The organism is Mycolicibacterium chengduense (genome assembly GCF_033741155.1).
Classification (GTDB): domain Bacteria; phylum Actinomycetota; class Actinomycetes; order Mycobacteriales; family Mycobacteriaceae; genus Mycobacterium.
Window position 1 is genome coordinate 104,656 of the sequence record NZ_JAWQNH010000006.1, and the last position, 23,702, is coordinate 128,357.

21 protein-coding genes are annotated in these 23,702 nt (G+C 70.0%); 18 read left to right on the forward strand and 3 right to left on the reverse strand.

Annotation, left to right across the window (positions count from 1 at the left end; genetic code table 11):
* Positions 1-109: 109 nt before the first annotated feature.
* The 11 genes from mqo (at position 110) to SBI67_RS22470 (ending at position 14,129) form a co-directional block, all read left to right on the forward strand.
* Positions 110-1,549, forward strand: coding sequence for a malate dehydrogenase (quinone) (gene mqo / locus SBI67_RS22420; RefSeq protein ID WP_413232557.1), 1,440 nt, complete (start codon positions 110-112; stop codon positions 1,547-1,549).
* A gap of 13 nt (positions 1,550-1,562) precedes the next feature.
* Positions 1,563-2,030, forward strand: coding sequence for a GNAT family N-acetyltransferase (locus tag SBI67_RS22425; RefSeq protein WP_266045978.1), 468 nt, complete (start codon positions 1,563-1,565; stop codon positions 2,028-2,030).
* Positions 2,030-3,877 (forward strand): magnesium chelatase subunit D family protein, encoded by a 1,848-nt coding sequence (locus tag SBI67_RS22430; protein WP_318982685.1) that lies wholly within the window; start codon positions 2,030-2,032, stop codon positions 3,875-3,877. Before SBI67_RS22425 ends, SBI67_RS22430 begins: the two co-directional genes overlap by 1 nt.
* A 10-nt stretch (positions 3,878-3,887) precedes the next feature.
* A complete protein-coding gene (gene cobO / locus SBI67_RS22435) occupies positions 3,888-4,502 on the forward strand; it encodes a cob(I)yrinic acid a,c-diamide adenosyltransferase (protein ID WP_318982686.1) in 615 nt (204 codons plus the stop codon).
* A 13-nt stretch (positions 4,503-4,515) separates the two neighbouring features.
* Positions 4,516-5,901, forward strand: a complete 1,386-nt coding sequence (locus SBI67_RS22440; protein ID WP_318982687.1) for a cobyrinic acid a,c-diamide synthase CobB — start codon at positions 4,516-4,518, stop codon at positions 5,899-5,901.
* A 28-nt stretch (positions 5,902-5,929) separates the two neighbouring features.
* The gene (gene cobA / locus SBI67_RS22445) at positions 5,930-7,129 is read left to right on the forward strand and encodes a uroporphyrinogen-III C-methyltransferase (protein WP_318982688.1); all 1,200 of its coding nucleotides are present in this window, start codon (positions 5,930-5,932) and stop codon (positions 7,127-7,129) included.
* Positions 7,130-7,161: 32 nt separating this feature from the next.
* The gene (locus SBI67_RS22450) at positions 7,162-8,724 is read left to right on the forward strand and encodes an MFS transporter (protein ID WP_318982689.1); all 1,563 of its coding nucleotides are present in this window, start codon (positions 7,162-7,164) and stop codon (positions 8,722-8,724) included.
* A 69-nt stretch (positions 8,725-8,793) separates the two neighbouring features.
* Positions 8,794-10,125: an alpha/beta hydrolase gene (locus SBI67_RS22455; protein WP_318982690.1), complete on the forward strand. Its 1,332-nt coding sequence runs from the start codon at positions 8,794-8,796 to the stop codon at positions 10,123-10,125.
* Positions 10,126-10,165: 40 nt separating this feature from the next.
* Positions 10,166-11,650, forward strand: a complete 1,485-nt coding sequence (locus tag SBI67_RS22460) for an MFS transporter (RefSeq protein WP_318982691.1) — start codon at positions 10,166-10,168, stop codon at positions 11,648-11,650.
* Positions 11,647-12,375, forward strand: coding sequence for a VOC family protein (locus SBI67_RS22465; RefSeq protein WP_318982692.1), 729 nt, complete (start codon positions 11,647-11,649; stop codon positions 12,373-12,375). The genes SBI67_RS22460 and SBI67_RS22465 overlap by 4 nt, the downstream gene beginning before the upstream one ends.
* 11 nt (positions 12,376-12,386) lie before the next feature.
* On the forward strand, positions 12,387-14,129 hold the full coding sequence (locus SBI67_RS22470; RefSeq protein ID WP_318982693.1) for a proline--tRNA ligase: 1,743 nt from the start codon (positions 12,387-12,389) through the stop codon (positions 14,127-14,129).
* A 3-nt stretch (positions 14,130-14,132) separates the two neighbouring features.
* On the opposite strand, the gene SBI67_RS22475 is transcribed toward SBI67_RS22470, so the two are convergent.
* Positions 14,133-14,651, reverse strand: a complete 519-nt coding sequence (locus SBI67_RS22475) for a ferritin-like domain-containing protein (protein ID WP_318982694.1) — start codon at positions 14,649-14,651, stop codon at positions 14,133-14,135.
* A complete protein-coding gene (locus SBI67_RS22480) occupies positions 14,651-15,181 on the reverse strand; it encodes a hypothetical protein (protein WP_318982695.1) in 531 nt (176 codons plus the stop codon). Before SBI67_RS22480 ends, SBI67_RS22475 begins: the two co-directional genes overlap by 1 nt.
* Before the next feature lie 152 nt (positions 15,182-15,333).
* Here SBI67_RS22480 and rimP point away from each other — a divergent pair, with 152 nt between their 5' ends.
* The 7 genes from rimP to SBI67_RS22515 all read left to right on the forward strand — a co-directional run bounded on the left by rimP (position 15,334) and on the right by SBI67_RS22515 (position 22,977).
* Positions 15,334-15,870 (forward strand): ribosome maturation factor RimP, encoded by a 537-nt coding sequence (rimP, locus tag SBI67_RS22485; protein WP_318982696.1) that lies wholly within the window; start codon positions 15,334-15,336, stop codon positions 15,868-15,870.
* Positions 15,867-16,868: a transcription termination factor NusA gene (gene nusA / locus SBI67_RS22490; RefSeq protein WP_266045965.1), complete on the forward strand. Its 1,002-nt coding sequence runs from the start codon at positions 15,867-15,869 to the stop codon at positions 16,866-16,868. Before rimP ends, nusA begins: the two co-directional genes overlap by 4 nt.
* Positions 16,869-16,998: 130 nt before the next feature.
* Positions 16,999-17,274 carry a YlxR family protein gene (locus SBI67_RS22495; RefSeq protein WP_318982697.1) on the forward strand — a complete coding sequence of 92 codons (276 nt, stop codon included), beginning with the start codon at positions 16,999-17,001 and terminating at the stop codon, positions 17,272-17,274.
* Between the two features lie 101 nt (positions 17,275-17,375).
* Positions 17,376-20,183, forward strand: coding sequence for a translation initiation factor IF-2 (gene infB / locus SBI67_RS22500; RefSeq protein ID WP_318982698.1), 2,808 nt, complete (start codon positions 17,376-17,378; stop codon positions 20,181-20,183).
* The gene (gene rbfA, locus SBI67_RS22505) at positions 20,183-20,674 is read left to right on the forward strand and encodes a 30S ribosome-binding factor RbfA (RefSeq protein WP_266045962.1); all 492 of its coding nucleotides are present in this window, start codon (positions 20,183-20,185) and stop codon (positions 20,672-20,674) included. The genes infB and rbfA overlap by 1 nt, the downstream gene beginning before the upstream one ends.
* Positions 20,649-21,647, forward strand: a complete 999-nt coding sequence (locus SBI67_RS22510; RefSeq protein WP_318982699.1) for a DHH family phosphoesterase — start codon at positions 20,649-20,651, stop codon at positions 21,645-21,647. The genes rbfA and SBI67_RS22510 overlap by 26 nt, the downstream gene beginning before the upstream one ends.
* Positions 21,640-22,977, forward strand: coding sequence for an MATE family efflux transporter (locus tag SBI67_RS22515; protein WP_318982700.1), 1,338 nt, complete (start codon positions 21,640-21,642; stop codon positions 22,975-22,977). The genes SBI67_RS22510 and SBI67_RS22515 overlap by 8 nt, the downstream gene beginning before the upstream one ends.
* 12 nt (positions 22,978-22,989) lie before the next feature.
* Here SBI67_RS22515 and deoC read toward each other — a convergent pair whose 3' ends face one another.
* A complete protein-coding gene (gene deoC / locus SBI67_RS22520) occupies positions 22,990-23,679 on the reverse strand; it encodes a deoxyribose-phosphate aldolase (protein ID WP_318982701.1) in 690 nt (229 codons plus the stop codon).
* Positions 23,680-23,702: the final 23 nt, after the last annotated feature.

Here is a 23,702-nt window from a genome sequence, read left to right on the forward strand (position 1 = left end):
CAACAACCGTCGCGTACCGCTGCGGCGGGCCGTGCGAAACGAAGGACAGCCAACGGTGTCTGACCCCAAGGTAGCCAAGACCGACGTCGTGCTCGTCGGCGCCGGAATCATGAGCGCGACCCTCGGCGCGTTGCTGCGCCTGCTCGAGCCGAACTGGTCGATCACCCTGATCGAACGGCTCGACGGCGCCGCAGCCGAGAGCAGCGATCCGTGGAACAACGCCGGCACCGGCCACTCCGCGCTGTGCGAGCTGAACTACACCCCGCAGAAGTCCGACGGCACGATCGACATCGCCAAGGCTGTCAACGTCAACGAGCAGTTCCAGGTGTCGCGGCAGTTCTGGACCTACGCCGTGGAGAACGGTGTGCTGCCCGACGTACGCAACTTCCTCAACCCCATCCCGCACGTGTCCTTCGTGCACGGTGCGAGCAATGTCGGCTACCTGAAGGCCCGGTACGAAACGCTGGTGCGCAACCCGCTGTTCGCGACAATGGAATTCATCGACGACGCCGACGAGTTCGCGCGCCGACTGCCGTTGATGGCCGAGAAACGCAATTTCTCCGAACCGATCGCCCTGAACTGGACCCAATCCGGTACCGACGTGGACTTCGGTTCGCTGTCGCGTCAGCTCATCGGTTACGGCGCCGCGCAGGGCATGACCACCCTGTTCGGTCATCAGGTGCGGGGGCTGCACAAGGAATCCGACGGCACCTGGACGGTGAGCTATGTCAACCGGCGCACCGGCGAGAAGTACAAGATCAACGCCAAGTTCGTCTTCGTCGGCGCCGGCGGCGGCGCGCTGCCGCTGCTGCAGAAGTCCGGGATCAAAGAGGCCAAGGGCTTCGGCGGCTTCCCGGTCGGCGGGCAGTGGCTGCGCACCGGCAACCAGGAATTGGCGGCCCGTCACCAGGCCAAGGTGTACGGCGCCCCGCCGCTGGGCGCGCCGCCGATGTCGGTGCCGCACCTGGACACCCGTGTCATCAACGGCAAGTCCTATTTGCTGTTCGGCCCGTTCGCCGGATGGACGCCGAAATTCCTCAAGCAGGGCAAGTTCACCGACCTGCCGTTGTCGGTCAAGCCGGACAACCTCGCCTCCATGGTCGGGGTGGGCCTGACCGAGATGAGTCTGGTGAAGTACCTGCTCGGCCAGCTGGTGCTCAGCGAGGCCGACCGGGTCGAGGCGCTGCGCGAATTCGCTCCCAGCGCAAGGGACTCCGATTGGGAGTTGGACATCGCCGGGCAGCGGGTGCAGGTGATCCGACGCAAGGGCGCCGGCGGGGTGCTGGAATTCGGCACCACCGTGCTCGCGGCCGCCGACGGCTCCATCGCCGGCCTGCTCGGCGCCTCACCCGGCGCGTCGACCGCGGTGCCGGCCATGCTGGACGTGATGGAACGTTGCTTCGCCGACCGTTACCAAGCCTGGCTGCCCAAGCTCAAGGAGATGGTCCCCTCGTTGGGTGTCAAACTGTCCACCGAGCCCGAACTGTTCCGCGAGGTGTGGGACCACGGCACCCGGGTGCTGCAGCTCGACACGCCGGCAGCCGTGTGAGGCCGGTACGTCGATGACGGTTGCGTTGCGCCGCAGCTGGGCGCAGGATCTCGATGCCGCCACGCTCTACGAGATCCTCAAGCTGCGCGTCGAGGTGTTCGTGGTGGAGCAGGCGTGCCCGTACCCCGAACTGGACGGCCGCGACCTGCTCGCCGAGACCCGGCACTTCTGGCTGGAAAATGCCGAGGGCCAGGTGATTTCGACGTTGCGCTTGATGGAGGAGCATCCCGGCGGCGAGAAGGTGTTCCGGATCGGCCGGGTGTGCACCAAACGCTCCGAGCGCGGCAACGGCCACACCAACCGGCTGATGCAGGCCGCGATCGCCGAAGTCGGTGACTTCCCGTGCCGCATCGACGCGCAGACCTACCTGCAGGACATGTACGGCGCGCACGGCTTCGTCCGCGACGGCGACGAATACCTGGAAGACGGTATTCCCCACGTGCCGATGATCAGACCGGGTCTGGGAGCGGGGCAGCAGTAGTGACCTATCCGTTCAGCGCGCTGGTGGGTCACGACCGGCTCCGGTTGGCGCTCATCCTGTGCGCGGTGCGCCCCGATATCGGCGGCGTGTTGATCCGCGGGGAGAAGGGCACCGCCAAATCGACCGCGGTGCGCGGCCTGGCGACCGTGCTGGCCCAGGTCGATGCCGAAGCCAGACTCGTGGAGCTGCCCATCGGCGCCACCGAAGATCGGGTGGTCGGCTCGCTGGATCTGCAGCGGGTGCTGCGTGACGGTGAACAGGCCTTCCAACCCGGCCTGCTGGCCCGCGCGCACGGCGGCGTGCTCTACGTCGACGAGGTCAACCTGCTGCACGACCACCTGGTGGACGTGCTGCTGGACGCGGCCGCGATGGGCCGGGTGCACATCGAACGCGACGGCATCTCGCACAGCCACGACGCCCGATTTGTGTTGGTGGGCACCATGAATCCGGAGGAGGGCGAGCTGCGCCCGCAGCTGCTGGACCGGTTCGGCCTCACTGTGGACGTGGCCGCGTCGCGTGATGTCGACGTGCGTGTCGAGGTGATCCGGCAACGGCTGGCCTACGAGGCCGACCCGGTGGGTTTTGCCGAGCGTTACGCGGGCCAGGATGCCGAGCTGGCCGGCCGAATCGCATCGGCCAGGGCAGCGTTGACTGACGTGGTGTTGCCGGACAACGAATTACGGCGGATCGCCGCCCTGTGCGCGGCCTTCGACGTGGACGGGATGCGCGCGGATCTGGTGCTGGCCCGCACCGCGGTGGCGCACGCGGCCTGGCGGGGCAGTACTACCGTTGAGGAACAGGACATCCGCATCGCGGCGGAACTGGCCCTGCCGCACCGGCGCCGCCGCGACCCGTTCGACGATCCCGGGCTCGACCAGGACCGCCTGGACGAGGCGCTGGCCGCCGCGGGTGAGTCCGACCAGGATCCCGAACCGGATCCGGAGCCGCCCGGCGGCGGTGGCGCGACCGATTCCTCGGAAACCTCGAACGGGCAAGGACCACAGCAGAATTCCGGTAGCAGCGGTACCCGCCAGAGTGCGCCGCCCGCGGGCACGTTCCGCACCAGGGCGCTGCTGGTACCCGGCGTCGGCGAAGGTGCCCCCGGCCGCCGGTCGCGGGCCCGCAACCGCACCGGCAGCACCATCGCGGCCACCGATGTACCCGGCGAAGGCCACGGGGTGCATGTGTTCGCGTCGCTGCTGGCCGCCGCGGGCAACCAACGCCGGGCCGGCCGACCGCAGATCGGCCCCGACGACGTCCGGCGTGCCATCCGGGAGGGCCGCGAGGCCAACCTGGTGATCTTCGTCGTCGACGCCTCCGGTTCGATGGCCGCCCGGGACCGGATGTCGGCGGTCAGTGGTGCCACGCTGTCCCTGCTGCGGGATGCCTACCAGCGCCGTGACAAGGTCGCGGTGGTGACCTTCCGGCAGGACCGGGCGCAGCTGCTGCTGCCCCCGACCTCGTCGGTGTACATCGCCGGACGACGGTTGGCCCGATTCGACACCGGCGGCAAAACCCCGTTGGCGCAAGGCCTGTTGGCGGCTCGGGATGTGATCCTGCGCGAGAAGGCGCGCGACCGCGCCCGCCGGCCGCTGGTCGTGGTGCTCACCGACGGCCGGGCCACCGGCGGCGCCGACCCGCTGGGCCGCACCGAGATCGCCGCCCGGCTGCTGGCCGCCGAGGGCACCGCCGCCGTCGTCGTGGACTGTGAAACCTCGTATGTGCGGCTGGGATTGGCCACCCGGTTGGCCGGGCAGCTGGGTGCCCCCGCGGTCCGGCTGAGCCAATTGCAGGCCGGCCAGCTCACCTCGCTGGTCAAATCCGCAGCCGTCGAATCAGCAGCCTAGGAGATGACCGATGCCACAAGGGCAACCGCTCACGATTCCGAACGACGGGCTGACCACCAAGGCGCGCCGTAACGCCCCGCTGCTGGCCGTGCACACCGGGCCCGGCAAGGGCAAGTCGACCGCAGCGTTCGGTATGGCGCTGCGCGCCTGGAACCAGGGCTTCGATATCGCGGTGTTCCAGTTCGTCAAGAGCGCGAAGTGGAAAGTGGGCGAGGAGAGCGCGTTCCGCGCGCTCGGGCAGCTCCACGACGAGCACGGCGCGGGCGGGCCGGTGCAGTGGCACAAGATGGGCTCGGGTTGGTCCTGGACGCGCAAGCACGGATCCGAGGTCGACCACGCCGAGGCGGCTCGGGACGGCTGGGCCGAGATCCGGACCCGGCTCGCCGAGGCGCGGCACGACTTCTACGTGCTCGACGAGTTCACCTACCCGCTGAAGTGGGGGTGGATCCCCGTCGACGAGGTGGTCGAGGTGCTCACCGATCGGCCCGGCAACCAGCATGTGGTGATCACCGGTCGCGATGCGCCGCAAGCGCTTCTGGATGCCGCCGACCTGGTCACCGAGATGACCAAGGTCAAGCACCCGATGGATGCCGGCCGCAAGGGCCAGCGGGGCATCGAGTGGTAGCCACGGTGCGCCGATGGTGACGCCCGCGGTCGTCATCGCCGCCCCCGCGTCGGGCAGCGGTAAGACCACGCTGGCCACCGGCCTGATGGGCGCGCTGCGCCGGGCCGGGCGCCGGGTCGCCCCGTTCAAGGTCGGGCCGGACTTCATCGACCCCGGCTACCACGCGCTGGCCGCCGGGGTGCCCGGGCGCAACCTGGATCCGGTGCTGGTGGGGGAGGACCTGATCGGCCCGCTGTACCGACACGGCAGCGCCGGCGCGGACATCGCGGTCGTCGAAGGCGTGATGGGCCTGTTCGACGGGCGCATCGCCGAGCATGCCGGCCCGGCCCGCGGTTCCACCGCCCAGGTCGCCGGACTGCTCGGCGCCCCGGTGGTGCTGGTGGTGGACGCCCGCGGCCAGAGTCAGAGCATTGCCGCACTGCTGCACGGATTCTCGACCTTCGATACGACGCTGCGCTTTGCCGGGGTGATCCTCAACCGGGTCGGGTCGCCCCGGCATGAGCAGGTGCTGCGGCAGGCGTGCGAGCACGCCGGCATCCCGGTGCTGGGGGCGGTCCCGCGGACGGCCGAACTCGAAGTGCCCTCGCGCCACCTCGGACTGGTCACCGCCGTCGAATACGGTCAACGCGCGACCGATGCCGTTGCGGCGATGACGGATCTGGTCGCCCGGCACGTCGACGTGCCCGCTGTGCTGGCCGTCGCCGGCGCCGGGGTCACCGCCGCACCGTGGAGCCCGGTGACGGCCGAACCGGTCCGGGACGTGACGGTCGCTTTGGCGGCCGGGCGGGCCTTCAGCTTCGGCTACGCCGAGCACCGGGAACTGCTCGTGGCCGCCGGCGCCGATGTCGTCGACTTCGACCCCCTGGTCCAGGGGCTGCCCACCGGTACGTCCGCCGTGGTGATTCCCGGTGGCTTTCCCGAGCAGTTCACCGCCGAGCTGTCGGCCAACGCTGCGGTGCGCTCGCAGATCCGCGAGCTGGCCGGTGCGGGCGCCCCGGTGCACGCCGAATGCGCCGGGTTGACCTACCTGGTCGACGACCTGGACGGGGCGCCGATGTGCGGGGTGCTGGCGGGCTCGGCGCGGTTCACCGAGCGGCTGACGCTGGGCTACCGCGACGCGGTGGCGGTCTCGGATTCGGCGCTGCACCGGGTCGGTGAGCGCGTCACCGGACACGAATTTCACCGCACCACAGTCACTTTCGCGGCCGAGTACGAACAGGCATGGGCGTTCGCCGGTTCGGCCGCACGCCGGGCCGTCGACGGTGCCGTGCACCGGGCCGTCGATGGTGCCGTGCACCGGGGCGTGCACGCCGGTTACCTGCACACTCATCCGGCCGCCCACCCGCTGGCCATCACCCGGTTCGTGGCCGCGGCGCAAACCTTTAAGCTCAGCGCGTGACAGTGAGTGCCGCCGACGGAGGAGCAATTTGAGTTCGGAGAACGCCTACCTCGTCGGTCTGCGCCTGGACGGGCGCAAAGTGGTCGTCGTGGGCGGCGGCAGCGTGGCCCAGCGCCGGCTGCCGTTGCTGATCTCGGTCGGGGCCGATGTCCACGTGGTCACCCGCGCCGCCACGCCCGCCGTCGAAGCCATGCACCCGATGACCCTGACCCTGCGCGATTTTCGTGACGACGACTTGGACGGCGCCTGGTATGTGCTGGCCGCCACCGACGACCCGGAGGTCAACGCCGCCATCGTCGCGGGGGCCGAGCGGCGCCGCATCTTCTGTGTCCGCGCCGACGTTGCCCGCGAGGGCACCGCGGTCACCCCGGCCTCCTTCGAGTTCGACGGGCTGTCGGTCGGCGTGCTGGCCGGCGGCGAACACCGCCGCTCGGCGGCGATCCGCACCGCCATCCACGAGGCGCTCGCCAGCGGGGTGATCGGCGCCCACGCCCCCGACACCGTGCACGAGGGAGTGGCGCTGGTCGGCGGGGGACCGGGCGACCCCGAGCTGATCACCGTGCGGGGCCGCCGGCTGCTGGCCCTGGCCGACGTCGTGGTCGCCGACCGGCTCGCCCCACCCGAGTTGCTCGCCGAGTTGGCGCCGCACGTCGAGGTGATCGACGCCGCCAAGATCCCGTACGGCCGCGCGATGGCACAGGAGGCCATCAACAACGTCCTCATCGAACGGGCCAGGGCGGGCAAGTTCGTGGTGCGCCTCAAAGGGGGCGACCCGTTCGTCTTCGCCCGCGGTTACGAGGAGGTGCTCGCCTGCGCCGAAGCCGGGATTCCGGTGACCGTGGTGCCCGGTGTGACCAGTGCCATAGCGGTGCCCGCGCTGGCCGGCGCCCCGGTCACACATCGGGCCGTCAACCATGAATTCGTGGTGGTCAGCGGCCATGTTGCGCCGGGCCACCCCGAATCGTTAGTGAATTGGAATGCGCTGGCCCAGCTCACCGGCACCATCGTGCTGCTGATGGCCGTCGAGCGCATCGAGTTGTTCGCCGACGCGCTGCTGGCGGGCGGCCGACCAGCGGATACGCCGGTGCTGGTGGTGCAGCACGGCACCACCGCCGCGCAGCGCACGGTGCGGGCAACGCTCACCGATGTCGCCGAAACCGTCCGCAGCGAGGGCATCAGACCGCCGGCAATCATCGTCATCGGGGCCGTCGCGGGTTTCGGCAGTTAAAGGATTCTTAAGATTACTGTAAGGTAACCGGTATGACGGCTCTCAACGACGCCGAGCGCGCGCGCGGAAACAATCGCGCGTTGCCCATGCGTATCGAGCAGGACGGGCCAGGGCGCAACAACCGGCTGCCGGCCTGGTTGCCGTCCTGGAACTTCATCGCCGCGGTCATCGCCATCGGCGGTATGCAGTTGCTGGCCACCATGGACAGCACCGTGGCCATCGTCGCGCTGCCCAAGATCCAGGATGAACTGGGGCTGTCCGACGCCGGCCGCAGCTGGGTGATCACCGCGTATGTGCTGACCTTCGGTGGCCTCATGCTGCTGGGTGGTCGTCTCGGCGACACCATCGGCCGCAAGCGCACCTTCATCGTCGGCGTGGCGCTGTTCACCATCGCGTCGGTGCTGTGCGGGGTGGCATGGGACGAGGCCACCTTGGTCATCGCCCGACTGCTGCAGGGTGTCGGTTCGGCGATCGCCTCGCCGACGGGCCTGGCGCTGGTCGCCACCACCTTCCCCAAGGGGCCGGCGCGTAATGCCGCCACCGCCGTGTTCGCGGCGATGACCGGCGTGGGCTCGGTCATGGGTCTGGTGGTGGGCGGCGCGCTCACCGAGGTGTCGTGGCGGCTGGCCTTCCTGGTCAACATCCCGATCGGGCTGGTGATGATCCTGTTGGCCCGCAAGAATCTGCAGGAAACCGACCGGGCGCCGATGAAACTGGACGCCGCCGGCGCCATCCTGGCCACCCTGGCCTGCACCGCCGCGGTGTTCGGCTTCTCGATGGGTCCCGAGCAGGGCTGGCTGTCGCCGATCACCCTGGTCTCCGGTGCCGGGGCAGCGCTGTTCGGCCTGGCGTTCCTGTACGTGGAGCGCACCGCGGAGAACCCCGTCGTCCCGTTCTCGCTGTTCCGGGAGCGCAACCGGGTTGCCACGCTGGCCGCGGTGTTCCTGGCCGGCGGCGTGATGTTCACGCTGACCGTCCTGATCGGGCTGTACGTGCAGGACATCATGGGCTACAGCGCGCTCAAAGCGGGTATCGGCTTCATCCCGTTCGTCATCGCGCTCGGCATCGGGCTGGGCGCCTCCTCGGTGCTGGTCTCCAAGTTCTCACCCCGGGTGCTGGTCATCTCGGGCGGCGTCCTGGTGCTCGGTGCCATGATTTACGGTTCGACGCTCAACGCCGGCATCCCGTACTTCCCGAACCTGGTGCTGCCCATCACCGTCGGCGGCTTCGGTATCGGCATGATCGTGGTGCCGTTGACCGTCTCGGCGATTGCCGGTGTCGGGTTCGACGAGATCGGTCCGGTGTCCGCGATCGCGCTCATGCTGCAGAATCTGGGCGGGCCCGTCGTGCTGGCCATCATCCAGGCCGTCATCACCTCGCGGACCCTATACCTGGGCGGCACCACCGGCCCGGTGAAGAATATGAACCCCGCGCAGCTGCACGCCTTGGACCAGGGCTACACCTACGGCCTGCTGTGGGTGGCCGCGGTGGCGGTGCTGGTCGGCGCGGTGGCGCTGTTCATCCGGTACACCGCCGAAGAGGTCGCCCACGCCCAAGAGGTCAAGGACGCGCTGGACGCCGGCGAACTGGACTGACGTTCAGTCGACCCACAGCCACGGGTTCTAACCTGGCGCCGTGACCCGGCCACCCGCACCTCCTGATTGATGGGGTGGCGGTACCTCGGCAGCCTGGCGTTGACCCACGGCCCGCTGCCGGCCCTGATCGAGTGCGCCGTGCTGGCGCTGGTGGCCCTGGCCGTCATCCGTCGCGTGAGCCGGCTCGTGTTCACAGCCGCCGTGGTGGGCGGTCTCGGGCTGGCCGGTGTGGCACACGCGTATCTCGGTTCTGTCGGCATCGCGGGCGACCCGGCCCCGCACCGACTCTGGGTGTGGATCGCCTTGACGGGTTTCTGCGCCGTCGTCGCCGTGCTCGGCTGGCTGCGGGCCCGATGGTGGCGCCGCGCGGTCTCCCTGGCGGCGGTGCCCGCCTGTGCGCTGTGCGCGGCGCTGCTGGTCAACCTGTGGGTCGGATACTTCCCGACGGTCGGCAGCGCCTGGAGTCGGCTCACCGACCCGGCCGTGCCCGATCAGGCCGACCGGATGACCGTCACCGAGCTGCAACTGGCTCATGTCCGTCCCGAACACGGCGTGGTGCTGCCCGTGACGATCAGCGCGGCAGCGTCCAACTTCGACCACCGCGACGAGCTGGTCTATCTGCCGCCGGCGTGGTTCGCCAGTAATCCGCCACCCAAATTGCCGACGGTGATGATGATCGGCGCGCAGCTCAACACCCCCGCGGACTGGTTGCGCGCCGGTGATGCCGCGGCGATCATCGACGGCTTCGCCTCTGCGCACGGCGGTAACGCACCGGTCTTCGTGTTCGTCGATCCGACCGGCAGCTTCGACAACGACACCGAATGCGTCAACGGCGCGCGCGGTAACGCCTCCTTGCACCTCACCAAAGACGTCGTCCCGTACATGATCTCGAATTTCGGGGTGCGGCAGGACCGTGCCGGCTGGGGCATCATGGGCTGGTCCATGGGCGGTACCTGCGCGGTGGAACTCGCGGTGCGCCGACCCGAGATGTTCAGCTCCTTCGTCGACATCGCCGGTGACCTCGGCCCCAATTCGGGCAGCCGGCAGCAGACCATCGACCGGTTGTTCGGCGGCGACGCCGACGCCTGGGCCGACTTCGATCCCGCCACCGTGATGCGCAGGCACGGTCCCTACCGCGACCTCTCGGCACTGTTCGTGGTGCCCGACGGCGGGCCCGGCCGGGATCCGCTGGCCAATCCCGAGGGGCAAGACGTCGCCGCACGCACCCTGTGCGGCCTGGGGAGTGGCTACGGGATCGCGTGCTCCGTGCAGTCCTGGCCGGGCAGGCACGACTGGCCGTTCGCGGCCCAGGCCTTCGCGGCCACGCTGCCGTGGCTGGCCGGCCGGATCGGCACGCCGGCGGTGCCGGCCCAACCGGTCGCCGCGCTGCACGACGCGTGATCGGGCAGGGTGCGCCGCGCGCTCGGTAGGGTCGGGTGTCATGTCGGCGTCAGACCGTGCTGTCCCGCGCTTGTCGGATCGTGTGCTCGGGGTCGCGATCGTCGCGATCACCGGTATGCAGCTGATGTCGACGCTGGACGGCACCATCGTCATCGTCGCGTTGCCCCGCATGCAGGCCGAACTGGCCATGTCCGACGCCGCCAAGAGCTGGGTGATCACCGCCTACGTGCTGACCTTCGGCGGCCTGCTGCTGCTCGGTGGCCGGGTCGGCGACGCGATCGGGCACAAACGGGCCTTCATCTCAGGGGTCGGGGTCTTCACCATCGCCTCGCTGGTGTGCGGGCTGGCCACCGAGCCGTACACCCTGATCGCCGCGCGGGCCGTGCAGGGCGTGGGGGCCGCGGTGGCCGCACCCACCGGCCTGGCCCTGATTGCCACCACCTTCGCCGTCGGGCAGGCCCGCAACCAGGCATTGGCGGTGTCGGCGGCCATGCAGGGTCTGGGTTCGGTGCTCGGACTGGTGCTCGGCGGCGCGCTCACCGGGCTGTCGTGGCGGCTGGCCTTCCTGGTGAACGTGCCGATCGGCATCGTGATCGTCTGGATTGCGGTGACCAAGCTCGCCGAGACGCGCCAGGCTCGCCTCAAGCTGGACGTCACCGGGGCACTGTTGGCCACCCTGGCCTGCACCTGCGGGGTGCTGGTGTTCACCCAGGGCCCGCCGCTGGGCTGGACCGATCCCTGGGTGATCGGCGCCGCCGTGGCGGCCGTGGTGTTCTTCATCGCCTTCCTGCTCGACGAACGGGGTGCGGACAACCCGCTGGTCCCGCTGTCGATGTTCGACAACCGCAACCGGGTGGCCTCCTTCGCCGCCTATTTCCTGGCCGGCGGGGTGATGCTGACCCTGAGCGTGATGATCGGTTTGTTGGTGCAGGACGTGCTCGGCTACTCGCCGTTGCGGGCCGGGATCTGCTTCATGCCGTTCGCGCTGGCGTTCGTGGTCGGCAACGTGGTGGCCACCCGGTTGGCGCCGCGGGTGGCGCCGCGGTGGGTGATCATCGGCGGCGGCGCGCTGGTCCTGGCGGCGATGCTGTTCGGTTCCACGCTGGACCGCTCCATCCCGTACTTCCCCGACCTGTTCCTGCCGGTGGTGGTCGGCGGCGCCGGCATCGGCGTCATCTCGGTGATCCTGCCGTTGTGCACACTGGCCAAGGTCGGGCCCCGGGAGATCGGCCCGGTGTCGTCGGTGACGTTGATGGTCTACAACCTGGGCGGGCCGCTGGTGCTGGTGGTGATCCAGGCGGTGCAGACCTCACGCACCCTGTACCTCGGCGGCACCACCGGACCGGTCGGGAACATGACGCCGGCCCAGCTGGACGCGCTTGGCCACGGTTACACCTACTCGCTGCTGTGGATCGCCGCGATCGCGGTGCTGGTCGGGGTGGCCGCTCTGTTCATCGGGTTCTCCGCGCGGGATATCGCCCGGGCCCAGCACACCAAGGATGCCGTGGACGCGGGGGAGCTATGACCGACGAAACAGCCACGACCGAGCACGCACTGCCCACCCGCCGGCAGATCTCCGATGCCGTCGCGGCCACGGGCTGGCGGCTGGTACTCGGCGCGCTGTACACCGAGGTCCGGGTGCCATCCCTGTCTGCATCTGCCGCGGTGGCGGCTGCGGCGGCGAGAGCGGCAGGGGCCGTCGAACAGCAGCACCTCGGCATCGATGTGCGCGCCGACCGCGCGGTGCTGCGACTGAGGTCGCCGCTCGGTGTGACCGACGGCGATATCCAGATCGCCGTCGCGATCTCGGCCGCGCTCGCCGCGGACGGCCACGCCACCACGGTGGGCGCGGTGTCGACACAGGCGCTGGAGATTGCCATCGACGCCCTCGACATCCCCGCGGTGCGGCCGTTCTGGAAGGCCGTCACCGGCTACGTCGACGAGACCGGCGCCTCGGATCTGAGCGCGGGGCTGGTCGATCCCACCGGACGCGGACCGGCGATCTGGTTCCAGCAGATGGACGCGCCGCGTGCCCACGGCGGGCTGGAGCGCAGCGACCCGGGGAATCAGCCCAGGAACCGCATCCATCTCGACGTCGACGTGCCCCACGACGAGGCTCCGGCCCGGCTGGAGGCGGCGCTGGCGGCCGGCGGCAGGCTGCTGTCGGACCGGCGTGCACCCGCGTTCTGGGTGCTGGCCGACGCGGAGGGCAACGAGGTGTGTGTCTGCACGTGGCAGGGCCGCGATTAAGCTGGCCCGCTGTGATCACCCGGATGTCCGAACTGTTCCTGCGCACCCTGCGCGATGATCCCGCCGATGCCGAGGTGCCCAGCCACAAGCTGCTCATCCGCGCCGGGTACGTCCGCCCGATCGGCCCGGGGCTGTACAGCTGGCTGCCGCTGGGTCTGCGGGTGCTGCGCAAGATCGAGGGCATCGTCCGCTCGGAGATGAACGCCATCGGCGGCCAGGAGATCCTGTTCCCGGCGCTGCTGCCACGCGCCCCCTACGAGACCACCAATCGGTGGACGGAGTACGGGGACAACCTGTTTCGGCTGCAGGACCGCCGTAAGAACGACTACCTGCTCGGCCCCACCCACGAGGAGTTGTTCACGCTTACGGTCAAGGGCGAGTACTCGTCCTACAAAGATTTCCCGGTACTGCTGTACCAAATCCAGACCAAGTACCGTGACGAGGCGCGGCCCCGCGCGGGCATCCTGCGCGGGCGCGAGTTCGTCATGAAGGACTCGTACTCCTTCGATATCGACGAGGACGGCCTCAAAACTGCCTATCACGCGCACCGCGAGGCGTATCAGCGCATCTTCGGCCGGCTCGGCGTGAAGTACGTGATCGTGTCCGCGGTATCGGGCGCCATGGGCGGCAGCGCGTCCGAGGAGTTCCTGGCCGAGAGCCCGATCGGTGAGGACACCTTCGTCCGCTGCCTGGAATCCGGGTACGCCGCCAACGTGGAGGCGGTCATCACCGCCGTTCCGGAGGCGCGCCCGATCGAGGGGCTGCCGGCGGCCGTCGTGCACGACACCCCGGACACCCCGACCATCGCCAGCCTGGTGGACTGGGCCAACGCGACCCTGCCGGGCACCACCACCGCCGCCGACACGCTGAAGAACGTGCTGCTCAAGGTGCGGGAGCCGGGTGGGGACTGGGAACTGCTGGCCATCGGCATCCCGGGGGATCGTGAGGTCGACGACAAGCGCCTGGGTGCTGCGCTGGAACCCGCCGAATACGCGTTGCTCGACGATGCCGATTTCGCGGCGAACCCGTTCCTGGTCAAGGGATATATCGGCCCGAAGGGATTGCAGGCCAACGGGGTTCGCTACCTGGTAGATCCGCGGGTGGTGGACGGTACGGCCTGGATCACCGGTGCCGACGAAAAGGGCAGGCATGTGGTGGGTCTGGTCGCCGGGCGTGATTTCACCCCGGACGGCACCATCGAGGCCGCCGAGGTGCGCGACGGTGACCCGTCGCCGGACGGTGCCGGGGTGCTCACCTCGGCCCGTGGCATCGAGATCGGCCACATCTTCCAGCTGGGCCGCAAGTACACCGACGCGTTCACCGCGGACGTGCTGGGTGAGGACGGCAAGCCGGTGCGGTTGACCATGGGGTCTTACGGCATCGGGGTGTCCCGGCTGGTCGCGGTGATCGCCGAGCAGCAGCACGACGAGTTGGGGCTGCGCTGGCCGGCGTCGGTGTCGCCGTTCGACGCGCACGTGGTGATCGCCAACAAGGACGCAGCCGCTCGGGCCGGTGCCGGCGAGCTGGCCGGTGAGCTGGACCGGCTGGGTCTTGAGGTGCTGCTCGACGACCGCACGGCCTCCCCGGGGGTCAAATTCAAGGACGCCGAACTGCTCGGTGTGCCGTGGATCGTGGTGGTGGGGCGCGGCTGGTCCGACGGCGTGGTCGAGCTGCGCAACCGGTTCAGCGGCGAGACCCGCGAGATCGCGGTGGACGGCGCCGCAGCCGAGATCGCGACCGCGCTCCGCGGATAGGCGCTACTCGGTGCCGCCCGGGAACGCGAGCGTGACCGGGGCGGCGCCGAGCACCCGGCTCCACCGCGCGGCAAGTACCGCGCTCTGGGTCAGGGCGGTCACCGCGAACGAGCGGTCCTCAGTCGTGGTGGCTTGTTCGAGCACCGCGCGCCAGGCCACCGCGGTGTCCTCTTCCATCCGCACCGCCAATTGGGCGGCCTGGGTGGGATCCGACACCTCCAACGGCAGCTGATAGCCGACGGCAGGCAGCGGAACGGCCACCTTGCGGGCGGTCAGCCGGGCGATCGCCTGCTCGCGCCGTTCGCGGTGCTGCGCCATGGCGTCTGCCACCAGGTCGTTCTCATCGGGTGTGGAGTGCGCCGACACCACGCCGTATCCGTAGATGGCGCCGTGCTCGGCGGCCACGGCATCGAAGAGCGCGGCATCGGCGGGATTTCCTGGCCGGTTCGGGTCCGGTGCGGCCGGCTGGGCGGTTTTGGCCGTGGTTTGGGTAGTCGACGGTGTCGGCTGGGGCGAGGTCATCAGGCCGTTCCGGGATCGGCGAGGGCCACCTGGTAGGACGCCGTGCACGCCGCGGCGATGGAGCCGAGCAGCCCGGCCCGGTAGCCGGACAGGCTCGTCGCCAGGTGCGCGGCACTGTCGGCCGAGGCGTGCAGGGCCGCGCTCACGTCGGCGACCGTCGGGGCCGGGGCGGGCGTGCCCGTGGCGTTGGTGGTGCTGGCGGTGGTGGTGTCCGGTGCGGAGGTGGTCGGTGTCTGACCGCCGTTGATGCGGGTGATCTCGTCCGACAGTGCCCTGGCGTGGGCTGCGCGCACCGAGGCCACGGCCGTCAGCGCAGGGACCATCGGCGGGCGCGCGGTGGTGGCGGCCTGCCCGGCCAGCCGGCTGTCGGCGTGCGCGCGCTCGAATTGCGCTACCAGATCGGCGAGTTCGGGTGGCGGGGGTGCGGGTGCACAGGCGGCCGCCGAGCCGAGCGCGGTCAGGGCCACACCGGCGGGAAGCGCCGTGACCAACAGCCGCCGGCGAGAGATCGTGGGCAGGGCGCTCGGCACGCCCACATCCTGCCATGGCGGGTGGGGTGGTTCGTCGCTGCCGGCTGTTCGTTTGGCCAAAGCGGCGGCACGGCTGGCGTATCGTTTGGTAACCGATTCCTCGGGCCAGGCCCGCGGAATGTGTCCGCACAACTCAAGATGAGGAGCTCGCCGTGGCACCGGATGTCCCGCTGCTGCCGACACAGCAGCAAGTGCTCGAGCTACTCGACGGTGAGTTCGCGCGCGCCGGTTACGAAATCGAGGACGTGGTGATCAACGCGTCGGTCCGGCCGCCGCGCATCACCGTGGTGGCCGACGGCGACGACGGTCTGGACCTGGACGCCATCGCGGCCCTGTCGCACACCGCCTCGCAGGCCCTCGACACGCTCGACAGCACCGGAACGGCACCCTACGTGCTGGAAGTCACATCGCGCGGGGTCGATCGGCCACTGACCGAGGAGAAGCACTTCCGGCGCGCGCGCACCCGCAAGGTCGAGGTCGTGCTCGCCGACGCAACGGTGGTGATCGGGCGGATCGGTCATACCGGCGACGGTGCCGTGCACCTGGTGGTCAACGATCGCGGCAAGCTGTCGGTCCGCCCGATCCCACTTTCTGATATCGCCAAAGCTGTTGTACAAGTTGAGTTTTCGCCACCCAATCAACGTGAATTGGATCTGGTGGAGCAGTCTGGAAAGGGGAGCGACGCGTGAACATCGATATGGCGGCGCTACACGCCATCGAAGCCGACAAGGGCATCTCCGTCGACGTCGTCGTCGAGACCATCAAGTCGGCCTTGCTGACGGCCTACCGGCATACCGAGGGCCATGAGGCCGACGCCCGCATCGACGTCGACCGCAAGACCGGCGTGGTCAAGGTGATCGCCAGGGAGAGCGATGCCGACGGCAACCTCATCAACGAATGGGACGACACCCCAGAGGGTTTCGGTCGTATCGCGGCTACCACGGCGCGTCAGGTGATCCTGCAGCGGCTGCGCGATGCCGAGAACGAGCGGATGTACGGCGAGTTCGCCGCGCACGAGGGCGATATCGTCGCCGGCGTCGTGCAGCGCGACGCGCGGGAGAACACCCGCGGCAACGTGGTGGTGCGGGTCGGGACCGAGGCCAAGGGTTCCGACGGCATGATCCGGCCGGCCGAACAGGTTCCGGGCGAGCGCTACGAGCACGGCGACCGGCTGCGTTGCTACGTCATCGGCGTCAGCCGCGGGGTGCGCGAGCCCAAGATCGAGCTGTCCCGCACGCACCCCAATCTGGTGCGCAAACTGTTCGCGCTGGAGGTACCGGAGATCGCCGACAACTCGGTCGAGATCGTCGCGGTCGCGCGCGAGGCCGGTCACCGGTCCAAGATCGCCGTCACCTCCAAGGTGCCCGGGCTGAACGCCAAGGGCGCCTGTATCGGGCCGATGGGCCAGCGGGTGCGCAATGTGATGAGTGAACTGTCCGGGGAGAAGATCGACATCATCGACTTCGACGCCGATCCGGCGCGGTTCGTGGCCAACGCGCTGTCACCGGCCAAGGTGGTGTCGGTGACGGTCATCGATGAGGCCACCCGGGCGGCTCGGGTGGTGGTGCCGGACTTCCAGTTGTCACTGGCCATCGGCAAGGAGGGGCAGAACGCCCGGCTCGCGGCGCGGCTGACCGGGTGGCGGATCGACATCCGCAGCGATGCCGCCGAGCCCGAAACGGCGTGAGGACGACCGTCCCCGACACGCGATTCTGTCTGCGCGAACGGTGACGGTAGACTGAGCCGTGATCCAGCGCGAGACTCCGATTTCCCAGCCTCGTGCGCACCGCAGCCCTGATGGACCGGTGCGGACGTGTGTGGGTTGCCGGAAGCGAGAGTTGGCCGTCGATCTGCTTCGGCTGGCCGCTGTACTGGACGGAACCGGCCAGTACGCCGTGACCGTCGACTCAGCGGGTAGCCTGCCTGGGCGGGGTGCGTGGTTGCACCCCGACCGGCAATGCCTCGAAGCGGCGACCCGGCGGCGGGCCTTCGCCCGAGCGTTCCGGATCACCGGTTCACCGGAGATATCCGCGGTGGTCGAGTACGTCGAAGCGATTCGGACACCCGACCGCCACGGTCAAGAGAACAGGTAGCGAAGAACATGAGCACACCGTGAAGTCCCGATGACCATGCGTCATAGCTAAACCCGAGGCGCGGCCAACCCACCGCTGTCGCCTCTAGATGAGGAGAATTAGTGGCAGCCCCAGGTAAGGCCCGCGTACACGAGTTGGCAAAGGAACTCGGTGTCACCAGCAAGGAAGTGCTCGCCCGACTTAGTGAACAGGGCGAATTCGTCAAGTCGGCTTCGTCGACGGTAGAGGCCCCGGTGGCCCGCCGGTTGCGGGAGTCGTTCGGCGGCGGCAAGCCCGCCAAGTCCGCCCCCGCGGCGAAACCGGCCGCATCGTCGGGCGCCGCGCCGGTGCCGGGCCCACGCCCCGGCCCGAAGCCGGCTCCGGCCGCCCCGGTCACCCCGCCGCCGGCTGCCCCCGCGGCAGCCGCCCCGGTAGAAGCGCAGCCCGCGCAGCGTCCGGGTCCGCGCCCCGGCCCCGCGCCGACCCCGGCCGCACCCACCCCGGCGGCCCCCGCGGCATCGGCCGCCCCGGCCACCCCGGCTGGGCCCGCTGAAGCGCGCACAGATGCCCGCCCGGATGCCCGCCCCGGCCCGCGTCCCGGCCCCAAGCCGGCACCGCGTGCCCCGCGCGTCGGCAACAACCCCTTCTCGTCCCAGCAGCCGGTCGAGCGTCCGGCCCCGCGTCCGGCAGCCGGTCCCGGTGGCCCGCGTCCCGGCCCGGGTGCCGGTGGTCCCCGTCCGGGCCCGCGCCCCGGTGGTGCCTCGCCCGGCAACATGCCGCCGCGTCCGCCCGGCGCCCGTCCGGGTGCGGTCGGCCGTCCCGGTGGTCCGCGTCCCGGACCCGGCGGCGGTCCGCGCCCCGGTCAGGGTGCACGTCCCGGCGGTGGTGGCGGTAACTACCGCGGCGGTGGCGCCGGCGGTGGTGCCGGTGCCGGCGGCGGTGGTTTCCGCGGTCGCCCCGGTGGCGGCGGCGCGCCCGGTGGCGGCGGTGGCCGCCCCGGTCAGCGCGGCGGTGCCGCGGGTGCCTTCGGTCGCCCGGGCGGTGCCCCGCGGCGCGGTCGCAAGAGCAAGCGCGCGAAAAGGGCCGAGTACGAGAACATGCAGGCCCCGGTCGTCGGCGGTGTGCGGTTGCCGCACGGCAACGGTGAGACCATCCGGCTGGCCCGCGGTGCGTCGCTGAGCGACTTCGCCGACAAGATCAACGCCAACCCGGCCTCGCTGGTACAGGCGCTGTTCAACCTCGGTGAGATGGTCACCGCGACCCAGTCGGTGGACGACTCGACGCTCGAGCTGCTGGGCAGCGAGATGAACTACGTCGTGCAGGTCGTCTCCCCGGAGGACGAGGACCGCGAGCTGCTGGAGTCGTTCGACCTCACCTACGGCGAGGACGAGGGCGGCGAGGAGGACCTCGAACAGCGTCCGCCGGTCGTCACCGTCATGGGTCACGTCGACCACGGCAAGACCCGACTGCTGGACACCATCCGCAAGGCCAACGTCCGTGAGGGCGAGGCCGGTGGCATCACCCAGCACATCGGTGCCTACCAGGTGGCTGTCGAACACGAAGGCGCCGAGCGGCTCATCACCTTCATCGACACCCCGGGTCACGAGGCGTTCACCGCCATGCGTGCCCGTGGTGCGAAGGCCACCGACATCGCGATCCTGGTGGTCGCCGCCGACGACGGCGTCATGCCGCAGACGGTCGAGGCCATCAACCACGCGCAGGCGGCCGACGTGCCGATCGTGGTGGCGGTCAACAAGATCGACAAGGAAGGCGCCGACCCGCAGAAGATCCGCGCTCAGCTCACCGAGTACAACCTGGTGGCAGAGGACTTCGGTGGCGACACGATGTTCGTCGACATCTCGGCCAAGAACGGCACCAACATCCAGGCGCTGGAGGAGGCGGTCCTGCTGACCGCCGACGCGGCACTGGACCTGCGGGCCAACCCCGACATGGAGGCCCAGGGTGTGGCCATCGAGGCGCACCTGGACCGCGGTCGCGGCCCGGTGGCCACGGTGCTCATCCAGCGCGGCACCCTGCGGGTCGGCGACTCGGTCGTCGCGGGCGACGCCTACGGCCGGGTGCGCCGCATGGTCGACGAGCACGGCGAGGACGTCGTGGAGGCACTGCCGTCGCGGCCGGTCCAGGTGATCGGTTTCACCTCGGTGCCGGGCGCCGGTGACAACCTGCTCGTCGTCGACGAGGACCGTATCGCCCGCCAGATCGCCGACCGCCGCAGCGCGCGCAAGCGCAATGCGCTGGCCGCGCGCAGCCGCAAGCGGATCAGCCTGGAGGACCTGGATTCGGCGCTGAAGGAAACCAGCCAGCTGAACCTGATCCTCAAGGGCGACAACGCCGGTACGGTCGAGGCCCTCGAAGAGGCGCTGCTGGGCATCCAGATCGACGACGAGGTGGAGCTGCGCGTCATCGACCGCGGTGTCGGTGGCGTCACCGAGACCAACGTCAACCTGGCCTCGGCCTCGGACGCGATCATCATCGGCTTCAACGTCCGCGCCGAGGGCAAGGCCACCGAACTGGCCAACCGCGAAGGTGTGGAGATCCGCTACTACTCGGTGATCTACCAGGCCATCGACGAGATCGAGAGCGCGCTCAAGGGCATGCTCAAGCCGGTCTACGAGGAGAAGGAGCTCGGCCGCGCCGAGATCCGCGCCATCTTCCGGTCGTCGAAGGTCGGCAACATCGCCGGTTGCCTCGTGCAGTCGGGCATCATGCGGCGCAACGCCAAGGCCCGCCTGCTGCGCGACAATGTCGTGGTCGCCGAGAACCTCACCGTCTCTTCGCTCAAGCGGGAGAAGGATGATGTCACCGAGGTGCGCGACGGGTACGAGTGCGGTCTGACGCTGACGTACTCCGACATCAAGGAAGGCGACGTCATCGAGACGTACGAGCTGGTCGAGAAGGCACGCGTCTAGTGGCTGATCCAGCTCGCGCCAAACGGCTCGCCAAGCGGATCTCAACGATCGTCGCCTCGGCCATCGAGTACGAGATCAAGGATCCGCGGCTGGCGGGTGTGACGATCACCGACGCGAAGGTGACCGCCGACCTGCACGACGCCACGCTGTACTACACGGTGCTGGGGTCGACGCTGGAGGACGAGCCGGATTACGCCGGGGCCGCCGCGGCGCTGGAGAGCGCCAAGGGCGTGCTGCGGTCCAAGGTGGGCGCCGGCACCGGGGTGCGATTCACCCCGACGCTGGCGTTCGCCAGGGACACCGTGCCCGACGCCGCGAACCGGATGGAAGAGCTGCTGTCCCGGGTCAAGGCGGCCGACGCCGACTTGGCTCGGGTGAGGGAGGGCGCCGTGCCTGCCGGGGATGCCGACCCGTACCGTGTGACTGGGGCGGAGGACGACCGTAGAAGCTCGGCTGAGGACACCGGTGACGACGACCGATTCGACGATTGAGGTAGCTGTACCAGGCGCCAGAGTCGACGCCCGCGGCGCCGCGGAGCTGTGCTCCGCCGCCGGCACTATCGTCGTGATCTGTCACGTGTACCCGGACGCCGACACCATCGGTGCCGGGCTGGCGCTCGCCCAGGTGGCGGTGGCCGCCGGCAAGGACGTCCAGGTGAGCTTCGCCGCGCCGGCGCAGCTGCCCGAATCCCTGCACAGCCTGCCGGGAGTGGACCTGCTGGTGGCTCCCGACGAGGTTCGCCGGGATGCCGACCTCGTCGTCACGGTCGACATTCCCGCGCTGGGTCGACTGGGCAGCCTCGCCGAGCTCGCCGACGGCCGATGCGCAGTGCTGGTGATCGACCATCACTCGTCCAACGCGATGTTCGGCACGGCCAACTATGTCGACCCGTCGGCGGACTCGACCACCATGATGGTGGCCGACCTGCTCGATGCCTGGGGCAAACCCATCGACCGTCCGATCGCGCACTGCCTGTACGCGGGGTTGACCACCGACACGGGCTCGTTCCGGTGGGCCAGTGCCCGCGCCCACCAGCTGGCCGACCGGCTGCTGGGTATCGGCATCGACAACGCCGCGATCAGCCGCACCTTGATGGACACCCATCCCTTCGCATGGTTGCCGATGCTGTCGCGCGTGCTGGGTTCGGCCCGGTTGGTCGCCGACGCGGCAGACGGCTTGGGTCTGGTGTATGCCGTTGTGCCGCACGCGGAATGGTGCCAGGCGCGGTCGGAGGAAGTGGAGAGCATCGTCGATATCGTGCGGACCACCGCCGAGGCCGAGGTGGCCGCGGTGCTCAAGGAGATCGCACCGGGGCAGTGGTCGGTCTCCATGCGCTCCAAGACCCTGGACGTTTCCCAGGTGGCCGGGACATTCGGCGGCGGTGGTCACCGTAAGGCCGCGGGGTACACGACCACCGGCAGTGCCGACGAGGTGGCCACCGCGCTGCACCGCGCGCTTGACTGATCCCGCCGGCGGCGGGTCCGCCGATGAGCCGGCCACCGCCCGACGGATCGCCGGCCTGGCGCTACCCGCACTGGGCGTGCTCGCCGCCGAACCGCTGTACCTGCTGTTCGATATCGCGATCGTCGGGCGCCTCGGTGCACTGAGCCTGGCCGGGTTGGCGATCGGTGGTCTGGTGCTGTCGCTGGTGTCCTCGCAGGGCACATTCCTGTCCTATGGCACCACCGCACGTTCGGCGCGGTTCTTCGGGGCGGGCGACCGCGGCAGCGCCGTGCGGGAGGGGGTGCAGGCCACCTGGCTGGCTGTCGCGCTGGGGGTGCTGATCGTGGCCGTGGTGCAGACCGCCGCGGTGCCGATCGTGTCGGTGCTGGCAGACGGCGGCGCCATCGCCGCCGAGACGCTGCCGTGGTTGCGCATCGCGATCTGCGGCGCGCCCGCGATCCTCATCTCACTGGCCGGTAACGGCTGGATGCGCGGTGTGCAGGACACCGCCCGGCCGCTGCGCTACGTGGTGTTCGGGTTCGCCGTCTCGGCGGTGTTGTGTCCGCTGCTGGTGTACGGCTGGTTGGGGTTGCCGCGACTGGAGCTGGAAGGGTCGGCGGTGGCGAACCTGGTCGGCCAGTGGACGGCGGCACTGCTGTTCTGCCGGGCGCTGCTGGCCGAACGTGTGCCGCTGCGCGCCGATATCGCGGTACTGGCCTCGCAGCTGGTGATGGGGCGGGATCTGCTGGTGCGCTCGCTGGCCTTCCAGGTGTGCTTCGTGTCGGCGGCCGCGGTGGCGGCGCGGTTCGGTGCGGCCGCCGTGGCCGCGCACCAGGTGGTGTTGCAGTTGTGGAGTTTTCTTGCGCTGGTGCTCGATTCGCTGGCCATCGCGGCGCAGTCCCTGGTGGGCGCGGCGCTCGGTGCGGGTCACCTGGGCCGTGCCAGGTCGGTGGCCTGGCGGGTGACGGTGTTCTCGACGGTCGCCGCGGTCGTGCTTGCCGCGCTGTTCGCGGCCGGTGCTCCGGTGGTGCCGGCGTTGTTCACCGACGACCGGTCGGTGCTCGACGCGATCGACGTACCGTGGTGGTTCCTGGTGGCGCAGATCCCGATCGCCGGTGTGGTGTTCGCGATCGACGGGGTGCTGCTGGGCGCCGGCGACGCGAAGTTCATGCGCAACGCGACGTTGGGTAGCGCGCTGGTCGGTTTCCTGCCGCTGATCTGGTTGTCGCTGGCGTTCGGCTGGGGACTGGCCGGGATCTGGTCGGGGCTGTCCACCTTTATGGTGTTGCGCCTGGTTTTCGTCGGCTGGCGGGTGCTCTCGGGCCGCTGGCTGGTGGCGGGGACGGGTTGAGGGTCGGCTCGCTCAGTACCCCGAAGTGTCACCGGTGTCGGCCAGCAGTGCCCGCGACCCCGACACACCCAACCGGGTGGCGCCGGCGGCGATCATGGCCCGGGCCACGGCCAGCGTGCGCACCCCGCCGGAGGCCTTGACCTGCAGGCCCGCGTCGCGCACGGTCCGTGACATCAGTTCCACCGCGTGCACACTCGCCCCGCCGGCGGGATGAAAGCCGGTGGAGGTCTTGACGAAATCGGCGCCGGCGCCCACCGCCGCCCGGCACACCCCGACGATCTCGTCGTCGGTCAGCGCGGCCGATTCGATGATCACCTTGAGCACGGTCGGCGCCGGTGCCGCCGCCCGCACGGCCGCGATATCGGCCTGCACCGCGTCGAACGCGCCGGCCTTGGCCGCGCCCACGTCGATGACCATGTCGATCTCGTCCGCGCCGTCGGCCACCGCGCCGGCGGCCTCGGCCGCCTTGATCGCCGAGGTGTGCTTACCGCTGGGAAAACCGCACACCGCAGCCACTTTCAGTCCGTCGGGCACGCTGATCGGCAGCATCGACGGGGATACGCATACCGAGTAGGTGCCCAGTTCGGCGGCCTCGGCGATCAGGGCCGCGACATCGGCGGACGTGGCCTCCGGTTTCAGCAGGGTGTGGTCGATGATGGCCGCGACGTCGATGGTGGCGGAACGGTCGGAGGTGTCGGTCATCGGTGTCCTTCGTGTCGTCATGG